We start from the raw sequence: 13,757 nt of genomic DNA, 5'->3' as shown, positions 1-13,757 counted from the left end.
GATCAGTCCCGCACCATCGACTCCTCGTCCGTTTCCGCCGCTTCCACGTCTCCGTCCTCGTCGTCCGGGTCGGGCGGCTGCTCGAGTTTCCGCAGCCGCGCCATCATGATGCGAGTGTTCTCGACGTCCTCGACGGTGATGCGGACGCCGTCGTAGGTGATCTCCTCGCCCTCCTCGACGAGTCGGCCCGCGCGGTTGAAGATGAAGCCGGCAATCGTCTCGAACTCCTCGCCCTCCGGCAGATCGATGTCGAGGGCCTCGTTGACGTCCTCGATGTTGACCTCGCCGCGGACGATGACGGTCCGCTCGTCGACCTCCTCGATCGGCTCGTCTTCCCCCGACTTGAGGATCTCGCCGACGATCTCCTCGATCATGTCCTCGACGGTCACCAGCCCCTCGGTGGTGCCGAACTCGTCGATGACGATCGCCATGTGCATCCGGTTTTCGCGCATCTCGGTCAGCAGTTCGTCGACGTTCTTCGATTCGGGGACGTGGAGCGTCGGCTGAATGAGATCGTCGAGTTCCAGATCCTCGACCTCGGTCTCGCCGTAATTAAGGTCCCGTACGAGGTCGCGGATGTGAACGACGCCCTGGACGTTGTCGAGACTGCCCTCGTAGACGGGGATCCGCGCGTGGCCGCTCTGAATACAGGTCTCGATAGCTTCGTCGATGCTCGCGTCTTTCGGAACTGCCGTCATATCGAGTCGCGGCGTCATGACCTCCTTGACGATAGTGTTGTTAAAGCGGAATATCCGCGTGAGCATCTCGTGTTCTTCCTCCTCTAAGACCCCCTCGCGCTCGCCCGACTCGATCATCTCCTGGATCTCGTCGCGAGTGACGTAGGGCGATTCGATCGCGCCGGTCGACCCCGTAAGCCTGTTCACCTGGCGCGTGAGGTAATCGAAGAGGATGATGAGCGGGAACAGCAGGTACTCCGTCGTCTTGAGCGGCTTCGAGATGCGAAGCGCCCACGATTCGGTGTTCTCGACCGCGTAGGACTTGGGAACGCTCTCACCGAACAGGAGGACGAGGGCGGTGATCCCGAAGGTGGCCAGCAACACGCCGACCAGTCCGCCGAAGTAGATGGAGAGAATCGCCGTGGCGATCGAGGACATCGCGATGTTGACGATGTTGTTGCCGACGAGAATCGTCACGAGAAGTCGGTGTGGATCGTCCTTGAGGGACTTGACGAGCGCCGCCCCCGGAACCTCGTCCTCGACCATCCCCTCGATGCGGTGTTTGGGCAGGTTGAACATCGCGATCTCCGAGGAGGAGAAGAATCCCGAAAGCAGGATGAGGACCACCACAGCGAGGGCCCCGACGATCGTCACCGTCGACTGTTCGAACGCGAGATCCAGGATGGGCACGTCGTACGCAGCAAACACGACCTCGAGCAGCGGAGACAACGCCATTGATGTCGTTCATAATAGCTGGATCGGTTAACCGTTTACCATTTATCCCCTGGTTCGCCGGCGACGACACGTTTACCCACCCGTTTCCCCAACGAACGGCTATGGGAGCAGCCACCAGTGCAGACGGCGAGGCGCCGATCACGTTCTACCGCCTGCAGGCGTGTCCGTACTGCGAACGCGTCGCACGACTGCTCGAGGCGTACGATCTCGACTACCGCTCGCGGTTCGTCGAACCGCTCCACTCGCGGCGAGACGTCGTCAAGCGCGTCGCCGGCGTCCGCACCGTCCCCGTCGTCGTCGACGAGACCACCGGCGTGACGATGGCCGAGAGCGCGAACATCGTGAACTACCTCGAGTCGACCTACGGAGGCGAGAACTAATGCCCGACTTCGAGGTCGTCGATCTCGGACCAACGGATCACCTCGAGCCGGGTGACGAAGCGCCCGATATCTCCCGTCCGCTCGTGACCGACGAGTTCTGGGAGGACCGGAGACTCTCCTCGCTCGCCGGCGAGGGCGGCCGAACGATCGTCGTCTTCACGCCCATGATCGGGTCGTTCGTCGCCAAGTACGTCTGGGACGAACTCGACGAGCGCGACTGGGCCGACCGCGCGGACCGCGTCGTCGGCGTCACCGCCTCGACGCCGTACGGCATCTCGCAGTTCCTCGACGAGAACGGGCTGCCGGTCGGCATCTTCGCCGATCCGGCCAACGATATCGCCGACGCCTACGGCATCGCCCACGAGCTCGACGGGATGGACGGAATCAGCGAGCCGCGGCTCGCGTTCTTCGCCCTCGAGCCGGATCTAACCGTCGACGCCGCCTGGGTCGCCACCGAGTGGCCCGAGTTCCCCGAGTACGACGACCTCGAGGAGCGGTTAGGGCTCGAGTAGTCGGTCGACTCTCGACCCGAAACCCACCGGCTGCACGCCGCCAGCGGACAGGGCGGTACGCTTTTGCCGCGGACGCGGCGATACTGACGCATGACCGCGGACGCAGACGCACTCGAGCGCGCGGCGACGGCGATCCGTGCGGGCGAGCTAGTGGTGTATCCGACCGAAACCGTCTACGGACTCGGCGCCGACGCGCTCGATGCCGACGCCGTCGAGCGCGTCTTCGAGGTGAAGGGGAGAGACCGGTCGAAACCGATCTCGTTCGCCGTCCCGACGTTCGAGACGGCCGTCGAGGACGGGTACGTTCGAGCGAGCGAGCGCGAACGGGCGTTTGGCGCGGAATTTCTCCCCGGACCCGTAACGCTGCTCTGTGAGCGCACGGAGTCCGTTCCCGACGTCCTCACAGCGGGCCGGGATCGCGTCGGGATCAGAGTCCCCGACTGCGAGCCCGCACTCGCGCTCCTCGAGCTCGCCGAGCGACCGATCACGGCCACGAGCGCCAACGTCAGCGGGGAACCGAGTGCCAAACGAGTCGACGAAATTGGCGATCGAGTACTCGAGGAAGCGGTCGTTCTCGAGGCCGATCCGAGCGAGTTCGACGCGACGAGTGAAAGTACCGTCGTGGACGTCTCGACGGGAACGATTCACCGTCGCGGTGCGCTGGCCGAAGCGATCGAGGCGTGGCTCGAGGACTACTGACTGACCATTGAGTCGCTGGTCGGCCGCCAGGTACCCGAGCCGCTGCAACCCGAACCGAGCTGCGGTTCAGAATCCGAGCAGCGAGCGCAGCGTTCGCGTCCGAACGCCACACTGCGTCGCGAACTCGCAGGACTCGCACTTCGACCGATTGGTCGTCCGGGCCGGCGGCCCGTCGAGTTCGCGGACCGTTCGGAGCGCGCGGCGGTATCGGGCCTTCCGTCGCGTCGTCAGGTCGACCGACCGGATCACGCCGTGGGCGGGGTACTCGAGCCAGGCCCGATCGACACGCTGCTGGTGTTCCCAGGCCAGCGCCTTCGCGGCCGCAACGGCGTGAACCGATTGGGGCTCCCAGATACCCTGATCGGGCGGCTCGCCGGTCGACACGAGCACCGGCTCGAGGGGCTCCTCGAGGACCTTGTGGACGATCCCGTGGCAGTCGCGACCGCTGGCGTAGACGTCTCGAGCGCCCGGATCGCGGAGTCGGCTCCAGTGGCCGGCGTCGACGAGTCGCTCCCGCGTCGCGTCGAGTCGGTCGCGGTATCGTACGGGGGAGACGGCGATCGGTTCCGACTCGAGCGTGTCGGTGAGAGCGTCGAGCAGGTCCTCGTACCGTGTCTCGAGGGCGCGAATCGACTCGACTTTCGATGGCGGCTCCCGATCGACGTTGTCGTTCGTCCGCTGGTAGTAACACTTCCGGGGGCAGTAAGCGGCCGTTCGCAGGTCGCTGAACGAGACGTGGGCTCGAGACACGAGCCGTCTGGCCGCCCATTTGTATATAAATTTCCGGACGACGCTATCGATTCGCTGGCCGGTAGATGAGGTGTCGTGTAACGTACGCTCACTCGCTGGGTGTACTTGCCGGTGACGTGTTCGCCGTGAATGCGATGAAAATGAGCGTTCTGCTGTCGCTGGCAGCGGTGATTGCCACGTCCTCCCCAACCGATTCGCTCATTTCATTCGCTCATCCCTCGCACGGCTACGAGCCGCGTCTCACTGTCCGTTCGCCGCGGCTCAGCGTGCGCCACCGCACGTGGGTCGTCAGTTTCAGTGGTATGTACGTCACCTGTACTGACCGCAGAAAGTGGCAAATTTGTGACTGGTTATTTAATAGCTACCTCGACGAGAAACGGTGCGTAGACGACCGTGTTGGTATGCGGTACAAGCAGTCGTACCGAGTGCGCCTTCGGCGCGCTCGGCATTTTTTCATCGAAGTTTTTTGCTCGAGAGGTCGGCCTTTGGCCGACCCGAGAGTAAAAAGTTCGGTCGTTAGAACTCGACGTCCGTCTCCATCCCCTCGGTCGCGTCCTCGAGACCGTCCTCGCGAACGTCGGACGTCATTTGCTCGGAGAGGTCCGCATCGGCGAGGAGACTGTCGAACTCGTCGCGGTAGCGGTCGTTCGCCGCCCGCGACTCGTCTTCGGCCGCGGCGACGCGGCGGTAGCGTCGGATCTGGGCGGGACTGACGTCGTACTCGTCGGCGAGCGTGGCGTCGTCTTCCTCGCGATCGCGGATGGCGGCGAGGTCGACTTCGTCGGCGTCGTCCTCGCCTACGAGGTGTAACGACAGCCGCGCCTCGAACACGTCCGCCGGATCAACGTCGAAGTCGGCCGCGATATCGTCGTCGCTGTCGCCCTCGTAGAAGGCCTTCGCGACGGCGATGAGGTCCTCGTTCGACAGCGGCGTGTCGAACGCGTAGCGTTCGCGCATCTGCTGGACGACGCTCTCGAGGCGCTCCTCGGTCGTTCGCTCGTCTCGCTCGAGCGAGCCGCGCGTGTTCTCCTGGGATTCGGTGACGGTTTCCTCGCCGTCGGTGACGTCGGTGAAGATATCTCGGAGTTCTTCGGTTTTTTCGTTCATGAGTGGACACTCCCGACGGGTGGCTATTTAAGGCTGTTGCCAGCTAGGATTGGGAACGGAGACCAACACGGACGACTATTATAAACTCGGAATCGTGGCAAAATTTTCGCAAGAGGGCGTAGCGGTTGTCTTCCGGTGAGTGTGGCAAGAATTAAGTCTCCGCCCCCCACGTCATTGTACATGAACGTCATAGCACAATCGGAGGTGGGACGGGAGACCTACCTGGGGATCGGCAGCGTCGGTTACGCGCTGTTCTATCTCCTCGTGGCGATTACGCTCGCCGTCTTCGCTTACGGCCTCTACCAGCGGTTCAGCCGGTACACGCAGGGCGACGACGACCCGTTCGCCCGACTCGACGACCTCCCGAACCGAATCGTCAGTTCGGCCAAGATCGTCCTCTCGAACGAGAAGCAGTTCAACAGGGACCTCTACGGCGGCCTGATGCACTCGTTTATCCTCTGGGGATTCCTGACGCTACTGATCGCGACGACGATCATCGCCGTCGAGCAGTACGGGACGGCTATGCTCTTCGGGATCGTCTTCTGGGAGGGCGACTTCTACCTCGGCTACCAGTTCATGGTCGACGCGATGGGGCTGCTGTTCGTCGTCGGGATCGGGATGGCTCTCTACCGACGCTACTGGGTTCAGAACCACCGTCTCTGGGGCCGCCACACCTCGAACGAGGACGACATCTTCATCTGGACGCTGTTCGGCCTCGGCGTCGGCGGCTTCCTGCTCGAGGGCTTTCGGATCTACATCACCGGGATGCCCGACCACGAGGTCGTCAGTTTCGTCGGCTACGGGCTGGCGTTGCTGTTTGGTGCCATTGGTATTCCGACGACCGAAGCGGCGCTAAGCGCGGAGTACTCCGCCATCGCGAATCTCGGCTTCAACGCCGAGACGCTCCACTGGCTGACCTGGTGGTCCCACTCGCTGCTCGCGCTGTTTTTCATCGCGTGGATCCCCTACGCCAAGCCGTTCCACATGATCTCCTCGTTCGCGAACGTTGTCACGCGAGACGAGAAGGCCGGCAAGCGGCTTCCGAACGTGCCGGCGGACCTCGACGCGACCAACGCCGAATCTATCGACGACTTCACCTGGAAGGAGATCCTCGACCAGGACGCCTGTACCAAGTGCGGCCGCTGTTCCTCGGTCTGTCCGGCGAAGGCGTCCGATCGACCGCTCGACCCGCGTGACGTCATCCTCGACCTGAAGAAGTACCGCGAACAGCTCGACGCCGGCGGCGAGGAAAAGCCGATGATCGCCGACGGCGGGACGAGCGTCATCAACACGGAGACGATGGAATCCTGTATGGCCTGTATGGCCTGCATGGACGCCTGTCCCGTCGAAATCGAGCACCTCCAGTCCTTCACCCGACTCCAGCGCCAGATGACCGACCAGGGCGACATCGCCCCGAGCATGCAGGACGTCTTCCAGAACGTCATGCAGAACGGCAACACGTTCGGCGACTCGCCGCGAAACCGTGGTGACTGGAGCGAGGAACTCGAGTTCAACGTCCCCGACGCCCGCGAGGAGGAAGTCGACTACCTCTGGTACGTCGGCGACTTCCCGAGCTACGACGAGCGCAACAAGCAGGTCGCTCGCTCGCTGGCGACGATTCTGAAGGAAGCCGACGTGAGCTTCGGCATCCTCTTCGACGACGAGAAGTACGACGGCAACGACATCCGCCGCGTCGGCGAAGAGTTCCTCTACGTCGAACTGGCCGGCCACCACGTCGAGACGTGGGAGGACTGCGAGTTCGACACGATCATCTGTACCGATCCGCACTCCTACAACACGTTCAAAAACGAGTACCCGGAGGTCGATTTCGAGGAGTTCGCTGACGACCCGATGATGCCGTTCGACTACGAGGAGTTCTGGAACGAAGACGGCGAGATCGAGGTCTATCACTGGACTCAGGCCGTCGAAGAACTCGTCGAGACCGGCGCGCTCGATCTCACCGGCACCGAACTCGACTACACGGTCACCTACCACGATCCGTGTCACCTCGGCCGGTACAACGACGAGTACGAGGCCCCGCGGGAACTCATCCGTGCCACGGGCTGTGAACTCGACGAGATGCCCCGCAACCGCGACAACTCCTTCTGTTGTGGCGGCGGCGGCGGCGGTCTCTGGATGGACTTCGAAGAGGAGCCCAAACCGAGCGAGGAGCGGATTCGGGAAGCGCTCGAGGACACCGACAACGGACCCGACGTCGAGAAGTTCGTCGTCGCCTGTCCGATGTGCATGACGATGTACGAAGACGGCCGCAAGACCGGCGGTTACGAGGACGAGATCGAGATCGTCGATATCGCTGAGCTCGTCGTCGAAGCGATCGGCGCGGCGGAGGAAGCGAAGATCGAAGCCGCGGCCGACTGATCGACCCGTACTCGGTTTGGCCGCGTTGAATCGTCCGTTCCGATCGCGTTCCGCCTCCGTTTTCGGTTCGCTGGAGAAGCCTACAGAGACGACGTCGGAAGTCACTCAGACTCGGCTATGGGTCGTGACCGTCGCTGAACAGTTCAATGACGGTCTCTTTCGACTCGTATACGTCTTCGACGATTCGCTCGAGCAATTCTCGTTTGGGCACGTCCCGGCCCGTTTCGCGACGAATCGCCGCCTGTAACTCTTCGAGCCGGTCGTTCGTCGCTTCGGTGATCTTGACTAACGGACACACGAGTTCCTATTGGATATCCAACCAATAAACGGTTCCGGATCCGAATACTCGGTCCGAGAGGATCGGAAAATTGTTCGCGTCGAGCAGTCAGTCAGAACAGCCCAGCGACGCCGATGCATCTTGTGTCGCTTCGGCCGAAACGTCGACCGCGTTCACCTCGCGGACGAACTCGAGGAAGTTGTCGAACACCAACTTCGCCTCGCAGGCTCGTTGGTAGTTCTCGTCGGTGATCTCCTCGAGGACCGACTGGCGTCGCTCGTCCGAGAGATCCTTTCGGTGGACGAGTTCGCGTGCGGTCTTGGTGTCGTACTCGGGGTGGAACTGGACGCCGAAGACTCGATCCTTGCGGAAGCCGTGGTTCGAGTAGTGATTTTCGGCGAGCGGCGTCGCACCGGCTGGCAGTTCCGTCACCTCGTCGGAGTGGCTGGTGAAGGCCGTAAATTCGTCGTCGATACCCTCGAGCAGCCGTGACTCCTCGAGTCGTTCGATCTCGCTGTAGCCGACCTCGTAGGCCCCCATATCATCGACGGTACCGCCGAGGACGTCCGCGAGCAGTTGGTGGCCCCAACAGATTCCCAGAAACGGAATCTCGCGGTCGATCGCCTCTCTGACCCACGCTTTGGTCGCTTGCATCCACGCTTCGTCCCAGTACACCGACGATCGCGAACCCGTAACGACGGCCGCGTCGTAGTCGAAGTCTTCGGGTATCTCCCCACTCGTGGCATCGAACTCGGACAGTGAGCCGTCGAGTTCGCGCCGGAAGTTTCGTGTCGTGTTCTCGTCCCGATGAGCCGCGTTCAGGACGGCAATACGAAGCTGATCCATCGTCCCGTATTCGCTACTCCGTGGGCATATGCTTTCCGTCCGCCACCGGGGTTGCCGCAACCACGGACGGCTAGGTATTTGCTGCTCTCGAGCCCTGTGGACGACATTCGGTTACGCTGATAATGACTGATTACCGGGGCTGGTACGTCCCGTCGGCGGTGCGGCTAAATTGGTCACCGGTATCGAACCAGTCGTCACCAAACTGACCGCGGTCGCCCGTGTCGTCCTGTTCGTCGCTCTGAATTGCAGCGGAGTCATCCCAGTTTCCGTCGTCAGTTCCGGCAGCACTTACGTAGCCGTCGGCGAGGACGGCTCCCGACAACTCGAGTTGACCGTCCGCCTCGCCCTCGAGGACGGAGCCGTCCTCACTGACCAGTCGAGCACGACAGTCCGGGACCGGTCGGCCGACGCTGGGTTCGTCGTCAGTCGTCTCGTCCGCGTCGGTGTCCGTCGCGAACGACTGGCTGAAGGCAGTCGGACATTCGAGTCGGCCGTACGCTCGAGCGACCGAGACGCCGGCGTCGCGATATTGTTCGCGAACCTCGTCCTCCATCGATCCCTCGACGACGACCCGCTCGAGGGAACCGGCGCGGTCAGTGAATCGCGACTCGGCCGTCAGATCCGACAGCGACTGGTTCCGACCAGCGAGGAACGTCGCACCTTCCGCCTCGATGGTAGCCAGGGTATCGCCGGGGTCGAACGCCCGATCGAGCAAGAGCCTGCCGCCGACGTAGAGCGTCGATAATGCGGCGCGAACGAGCCCGTCAGCTGCCGAGAGCGGCGTCACAAGCGGGACGACGTCGTCGCCCGACAGCCCCCACGCGACGAGGGTCGAAATGCAGTTCCACTCGAGAGCGCGTTCCGAATAGCCGACGACTGGCCGACCATCGTTGCCGTGGAGGAGCAACAGTGGAGTCTCGGTGATGTCGGAGTCGTCGTGTTTGTACTCCGCGCTCGCCGGGTCCGAGAACGAATCGCGATCGGCGTCGGCCAGTTCCTCGAGCGTCACCGAGCGATCGAACGGGATCGAGCGCACGAGGTCGCGTTGAGCGGCTTCCGAGACCACGAGGGCGGGATCGACGACGTCGAACGGGCGCTCGACGGAGGCGGGCGTCAGCCAGTGAGAGATCGGAAAGAACGTCGCACCGAGTCGCCGGCAGGCGAAGAAACACGCGAGCGAGACGACACGGTTTCGCGTGACGAGACAGACGACGTCGCCGGCTTCGACGCCGAGCGCCGAGAGGTGTTCGGCCGTCCGCGTCGCCATCGCGGAGAGTTCGCCGTACGAGATCCGGTGCTCGTGGATGGTCTCCGTGGGCGCGTACAGCCGTTCTTCGGAGATATCGACGACCGCCGTCCGGTCCGGGAAGCGTTCGGCCCGTCGTGCCAGCGAGAGCGTCACGACTCCGAGTTGGATTCAGAAGCCCGTAGTAGATAGGGGGTCAAGCGCAAGCATGTCACTCTGTTAGCTCACTCTGGAACGATCTCGGATATATCGGTCTGCGCGAGACAGCCGTACGATACTGTTGCGTATTGATCACCGAGATATCCATCAGTGCATAGAGATGTTTCGACAGCCGTGCGGGATACAGCGCGCATATCTCGCACCCGAGGGTCGCGAAAGTAGCTGCTCCGAATCAATCAAGCAGTTTGTGAATTTCGAGCACTTTTTCGCGGAAGCCAGGATCGGTTGCTCGCCGCGGACGATCGGTATTTTCATCAACCGAGATGATATTACGGATCTGACCTGGTTCGGCAGTCATAACGAGTACACGGTCGGCTAGCGCGACCGCTTCCGCTATTTCGTGAGTGATAAAGAGAATCGTTTTGTCGGTTTGACGCCAAATCGAAACGAGTTCGGCCTGAAGTCGCTCCCGCGTCTGTGCATCAAGACTTCCAAACGGTTCGTCCATAAGCAGCAGTTCGGGATCAACAGCCAGCGCACGGGCTATTCCGACCCGCTGTTTCATTCCGCCGGACAGCTCTTTCGGGTAGGCATCCGCAACGTCGGAGAGTCCCACGAGATCAATCATCTCTCGAGTGCGCCGATCACAGCGGTCACAGTTGTCATGTTGCTGTTCAAGCCCGAACCGAACATTCTCGAAGACGGTCCGCCACGGGAATAGTCCGTAGTCTTGGAACACCATTCCACGGTCTGTATCGGGCTCCGTAACGCGGTCATCATCGACCAGCACGACACCGCTTGTTGCCGCCTCTAGACCAGCTACGATCCGGAACAGCGTCGTCTTCCCACAGCCCGAAGGGCCGACAACACAGAGAAACTCACCCTCACGAACGGTAAAAGAGATATCCTCCAACGCGGTCACCGTGCGGCGCTCTGTCTCGTAGCGCTTCGAGACATCGTCAACGACGATCTTCACGTCCCCAACGTCGTCAGCCGGAGCGTCGGTCATCGCCACGCTAACACCCTCCGTTCAAGAGTGCCAACACCAGCATCCATCAGCACAAACGTGCCGCTCACGAGTATCATGTACGCGACACTGACATCCATTGCGAGATTGTTGGCGGCGTTGATAATCTCGTAGCCAGCACCTGGCGCGCCGAACAGTTCCGCGCCGACGAGAATCATCCAGCACCGACCGACGCTCGTCCGGAAACTGGTGATGATCGCTGGCGCGGCAGCCGGCAGAATCACTTGTCGAACCATCCCGATAGTGCTATCCACGCCAAGACTTTCAGCAACCTCTGGCAACCGTTCCGGAACGTCCTCGACCCCACTGTACGCGCCATAAAAGTTGATCCAGATTGCCCCGATAAATACGATGAATGCAGCGCCCGCGTGTTGGATGCCGAACCAGATGATCGCAAACGCCATCCAAGCCAGCGGCGGGATCGGCCGGAGCAGCCCGATGATCGGCGATAACAACGTCTTCACTCTGGGGAACAATGCCGTCACGATACCCAAACAGATCCCGACAATCGTGCCGGCGATTACTCCCGGCACGTAATGTGTGAGGCTCTGAAGCAGTTTGACAAGCCCAACCGGTACTGTCGTCTGACCTACAACCGGCAGCGTGTACGGAATTGTTTCGGTGAAGAGGCCGACGAACGCACGCCCCGATGCCAGCGGACTCGGGAGCATGAAATCCGGTGAGACCGTTCGTGCACCGAGCGACCACAACAGCAGGAATCCCGTCAAGCCGGTGGCTGCAAGCAGGAGATTCTCACGGCGGTCCCAGAGTTTACCGATCCGCTCAAGTACCCGATCTCGGTGCCGATCAACGTCTGTGTCGACTGCCATCTCACTCAACGACGTTTTCGTAGACAGTTCGATTGATTAGCCGGTCGGCCCCAACAACTTCGTCGGTATTGCCGAGACTTGCAACGTACTCGGCCATCTGATCAGACTGGTCGGCGATGACAGTCGGATCGGAGATAAAGTCACTCGCTGCTGACTCTATTGCCTCCCGCGCGAGTGTCACGTCGACGCCATCACCGATAACCGATGCCGCGTGTTCGGCAGCAACATCCGGCTGATTGTTAGCCAACTCAGTGGCACGGGCGTGTTGTTCAACCAGCGCTCGCGCGACGGCGGATTCCCCGTCGGTCACCCTATCGTGGACGAACAGCACGGTAACAGGGTGATCGGTCATAATTTCTCCGGACCACGCCAACGCTTCGAACCCATCGGTTTCGGTGATAATTGTTGCGAACGGTTCCTGGATAATCGCGCCATCCAACTCACCACTCTCTATCGCCTGTGGAACGCGAGCGGGCGGCAGTTGTGACTTCCTGATCGGCCCCAGTAACTCATCAAACCCGAGTCGTTCTTCGATCCAGAACCGCAATACAACGTCTGGAACGCTCCCATCCGGTGGCGCGCCGATCTGTGGCTGGCGGCCCGTTTCGTCTTCGAACTGCACAAATGCATCTCCGCCGTGTTCGTCGTACAGCGAGGCTAACTGTGTAGTTCCGACTATTTTGAACCCGTTTTGACTGTTTGCTGCCAGCACACTGGCGTCTTTTCCTTGGTCGACCAGTACCATCGAAGGAGTGATCCCGAAGATGGCTGCATCAACCTCATCACTAGCAAATGCCTGTACGACGGCCGGGCCACTATTGAATCGCTCGATAGTGACCTCGATCGGTATTTCATTGTAGTATCCGGCATCTTCCATAACGAAGTGCTGCATGTTTGGATAAATCGGGACGTACGCGAGGGTCAGATCCTCACGATCATCTCCTTCAAAGGAACTGAGACATCCCGAAAGCCCAAGGGCAGCCGTGGTTGCTCCTGCGCTGGCGAGGTACTGTCGTCTGGTTTGGGGCATATAACATAGTACTATACTGAATTAATAAGAGTTCTTATCCCTCCTCTTGATATTGCTAATAGGTGCTGAGTACCGTCTGTCGTGTTCGGCAACGTTGGAATTGACTTACACGTCAATAATTCGATTCCAACCAGCGTGAGCGATTTCGGATGATACAAGCAGAGAGAAGTGAGGCGTTATTCAGTCGATTTCCGGCATTGAACACTGGTAGTCTGCTGAAGTCACGCGCTGTATCTCGCACGGTGTTTCGACAGGTGTCGAATAAGTAAACGAATCGATCGGCACGTAAGTCCCCTGTACGTGCCGCCGAGGGAATCAAGAGTGCCGCCGATTCGCCGAATACGAACGACTATCGATGAGTCGACTGGAGAAGAATCGTCGTCGAACTCAGTGGCCCGGAGACGTCGATGCAGTTTCCTCGAGACGGGCGTAGAGAACGTACGAATACCCGACCGAGAGACCGGTAGTCACCAAGAGCGGAACGAGGAGGAAGTAGATGGCGTACGCGTCGAACACCAGCCCGCCGAGCATCACGAGAGCGGTGAGTTTGAACAGTCTGCTCCCGAGTTCGTGGGTCCGGTTCCAGACCGTCTCGCTGCTGAGCGTCCACGGTGTTCGAATGCCGACGAACCAGTTCTGTTTCGCGTTCTCGAGCACGATACCGACGAAGTAAAACAGGGGTACAAGGCTCGCAACGATCAGTGCAACGAAGTCGAACTGGTAGCCGAGGTTAAACGCGATAATGCCGACGTGGATGACGAAGAGAAACCCGGTGAACAGGACGACGAACCAGTCGTACGACGGGCGGAACGCCTCGATGTTCGCCCGATTCGGATCGATTCGCGGGAGCAGGGCGAACACCCCGAGAAGGCCGGCGGAAAGTGCCGGAATGAGGACGAGCGCCGTCGTCTTCGACATCGTGCCGTCGGGCTCCCCGGCAGCGTTCCAGTGAGAGACGACCTGGTCGGGGAGCGAGGGTGTCGCAAGGAGACTCGCCGCGCCGGAGAGGACGACGATAGCGACCGCGATTCCGAACCGATGAACGCTGTTCATGAGTGGATTACTGTCAGGCGAGTTGATGAGTGTACCGACTCTCGCGGTCT

General features: G+C 61.0%; 14 protein-coding genes. 4 read left to right on the top strand and 10 right to left on the bottom strand.

What is annotated here, in order from left to right; all coding sequences use genetic code 11:
- Positions 1 to 2: 2 nt before the first annotated feature.
- The gene (locus ACSFC5_RS17480) at positions 3 to 1,412 is read right to left on the bottom strand and encodes a hemolysin family protein (protein WP_440766526.1); all 1,410 of its coding nucleotides are present in this window, start codon (positions 1,410 to 1,412) and stop codon (positions 3 to 5) included.
- Between the two features lie 101 nt (positions 1,413 to 1,513).
- Here ACSFC5_RS17480 and ACSFC5_RS17475 point away from each other — a divergent pair, with 101 nt between their 5' ends.
- From ACSFC5_RS17475 to ACSFC5_RS17465, 3 genes are all read left to right on the top strand, one after another.
- Positions 1,514 to 1,792, top strand: coding sequence for a glutaredoxin family protein (locus ACSFC5_RS17475; protein WP_440766525.1), 279 nt, complete (start codon positions 1,514 to 1,516; stop codon positions 1,790 to 1,792).
- Positions 1,792 to 2,304, top strand: coding sequence for a redoxin domain-containing protein (locus ACSFC5_RS17470; RefSeq protein ID WP_440766524.1), 513 nt, complete (start codon positions 1,792 to 1,794; stop codon positions 2,302 to 2,304). Before ACSFC5_RS17475 ends, ACSFC5_RS17470 begins: the two co-directional genes overlap by 1 nt.
- A gap of 90 nt (positions 2,305 to 2,394) precedes the next feature.
- Positions 2,395 to 3,003, top strand: a complete 609-nt coding sequence (locus ACSFC5_RS17465) for an L-threonylcarbamoyladenylate synthase (RefSeq protein WP_440766523.1) — start codon at positions 2,395 to 2,397, stop codon at positions 3,001 to 3,003.
- A 66-nt stretch (positions 3,004 to 3,069) separates the two neighbouring features.
- Here the strand turns inward: ACSFC5_RS17465 and ACSFC5_RS17460 are convergent, their stop codons facing one another.
- Together ACSFC5_RS17460 and ACSFC5_RS17455 are read right to left on the bottom strand one after the other, a co-directional pair.
- Positions 3,070 to 3,753 (bottom strand): CRISPR-associated protein Cas4, encoded by a 684-nt coding sequence (locus ACSFC5_RS17460; protein WP_440766522.1) that lies wholly within the window; start codon positions 3,751 to 3,753, stop codon positions 3,070 to 3,072.
- A 516-nt stretch (positions 3,754 to 4,269) separates the two neighbouring features.
- Entirely contained in the window at positions 4,270 to 4,860 is a 591-nt protein-coding gene (locus ACSFC5_RS17455) for a conditioned medium-induced protein 4 (RefSeq protein ID WP_440766521.1), read from the bottom strand.
- Between the two features lie 180 nt (positions 4,861 to 5,040).
- Here ACSFC5_RS17455 and ACSFC5_RS17450 point away from each other — a divergent pair, with 180 nt between their 5' ends.
- Positions 5,041 to 7,239, top strand: coding sequence for a heterodisulfide reductase-related iron-sulfur binding cluster (locus tag ACSFC5_RS17450; protein ID WP_440766520.1), 2,199 nt, complete (start codon positions 5,041 to 5,043; stop codon positions 7,237 to 7,239).
- Positions 7,240 to 7,354: 115 nt separating this feature from the next.
- On the opposite strand, the gene ACSFC5_RS17445 is transcribed toward ACSFC5_RS17450, so the two are convergent.
- The 7 genes from ACSFC5_RS17445 to ACSFC5_RS17415 all read right to left on the bottom strand — a co-directional run bounded on the left by ACSFC5_RS17445 (position 7,355) and on the right by ACSFC5_RS17415 (position 13,707).
- On the bottom strand, positions 7,355 to 7,537 hold the full coding sequence (locus tag ACSFC5_RS17445; RefSeq protein WP_440766519.1) for a hypothetical protein: 183 nt from the start codon (positions 7,535 to 7,537) through the stop codon (positions 7,355 to 7,357).
- 87 nt (positions 7,538 to 7,624) lie between these two features.
- Positions 7,625 to 8,362, bottom strand: a complete 738-nt coding sequence (locus ACSFC5_RS17440) for a type 1 glutamine amidotransferase (protein ID WP_440766518.1) — start codon at positions 8,360 to 8,362, stop codon at positions 7,625 to 7,627.
- A gap of 130 nt (positions 8,363 to 8,492) precedes the next feature.
- The gene (locus tag ACSFC5_RS17435) at positions 8,493 to 9,764 is read right to left on the bottom strand and encodes a class I adenylate-forming enzyme family protein (protein WP_440766517.1); all 1,272 of its coding nucleotides are present in this window, start codon (positions 9,762 to 9,764) and stop codon (positions 8,493 to 8,495) included.
- A gap of 235 nt (positions 9,765 to 9,999) precedes the next feature.
- Positions 10,000 to 10,776 carry an ABC transporter ATP-binding protein gene (locus tag ACSFC5_RS17430; RefSeq protein WP_440766516.1) on the bottom strand — a complete coding sequence of 259 codons (777 nt, stop codon included), beginning with the start codon at positions 10,774 to 10,776 and terminating at the stop codon, positions 10,000 to 10,002.
- Positions 10,773 to 11,624: an ABC transporter permease gene (locus tag ACSFC5_RS17425; protein ID WP_440766515.1), complete on the bottom strand. Its 852-nt coding sequence runs from the start codon at positions 11,622 to 11,624 to the stop codon at positions 10,773 to 10,775. The genes ACSFC5_RS17430 and ACSFC5_RS17425 overlap by 4 nt, the downstream gene beginning before the upstream one ends.
- A gap of 1 nt (position 11,625) precedes the next feature.
- A complete protein-coding gene (locus tag ACSFC5_RS17420; RefSeq protein ID WP_440766514.1) occupies positions 11,626 to 12,654 on the bottom strand; it encodes an ABC transporter substrate-binding protein in 1,029 nt (342 codons plus the stop codon).
- Between the two features lie 387 nt (positions 12,655 to 13,041).
- Positions 13,042 to 13,707 (bottom strand): SdpI family protein, encoded by a 666-nt coding sequence (locus ACSFC5_RS17415; protein WP_440766513.1) that lies wholly within the window; start codon positions 13,705 to 13,707, stop codon positions 13,042 to 13,044.
- Between the last annotated feature and the right edge of the window lie 50 nt (positions 13,708 to 13,757).

The sequence above is a fragment of the Natronorubrum marinum genome, assembly GCF_052040125.1.
Lineage (GTDB): Archaea > Halobacteriota > Halobacteria > Halobacteriales > Natrialbaceae > Natronorubrum.
The sequence above is the reverse complement of the archived record's forward strand: the minus strand, read 5'-3'. Positions and strand labels throughout refer to the sequence as shown.

Excerpts from the sequence above, each read along its gene's own strand:
- ACSFC5_RS17480 (WP_440766526.1), bottom strand. The coding sequence starts at position 1,412 with ATGGCGTTGTCTCCGCTGCTCGAGGTCGTGTTTGCTGCGTACGACGTG.
- ACSFC5_RS17475 (WP_440766525.1), top strand. The coding sequence starts at position 1,514 with ATGGGAGCAGCCACCAGTGCAGACGGCGAGGCGCCGATCACGTTCTAC.
- ACSFC5_RS17470 (WP_440766524.1), top strand. The coding sequence starts at position 1,792 with ATGCCCGACTTCGAGGTCGTCGATCTCGGACCAACGGATCACCTCGAG.
- ACSFC5_RS17465 (WP_440766523.1), top strand. The coding sequence starts at position 2,395 with ATGACCGCGGACGCAGACGCACTCGAGCGCGCGGCGACGGCGATCCGT.
- ACSFC5_RS17455 (WP_440766521.1), bottom strand. The coding sequence starts at position 4,860 with ATGAACGAAAAAACCGAAGAACTCCGAGATATCTTCACCGACGTCACC.
- ACSFC5_RS17450 (WP_440766520.1), top strand. The coding sequence starts at position 5,041 with ATGAACGTCATAGCACAATCGGAGGTGGGACGGGAGACCTACCTGGGG.
- ACSFC5_RS17440 (WP_440766518.1), bottom strand. The coding sequence starts at position 8,362 with ATGGATCAGCTTCGTATTGCCGTCCTGAACGCGGCTCATCGGGACGAG.
- ACSFC5_RS17430 (WP_440766516.1), bottom strand. The coding sequence starts at position 10,776 with ATGACCGACGCTCCGGCTGACGACGTTGGGGACGTGAAGATCGTCGTT.
- ACSFC5_RS17425 (WP_440766515.1), bottom strand. The coding sequence starts at position 11,624 with ATGGCAGTCGACACAGACGTTGATCGGCACCGAGATCGGGTACTTGAG.
- ACSFC5_RS17420 (WP_440766514.1), bottom strand. The coding sequence starts at position 12,654 with ATGCCCCAAACCAGACGACAGTACCTCGCCAGCGCAGGAGCAACCACG.
- ACSFC5_RS17415 (WP_440766513.1), bottom strand. The coding sequence starts at position 13,707 with ATGAACAGCGTTCATCGGTTCGGAATCGCGGTCGCTATCGTCGTCCTC.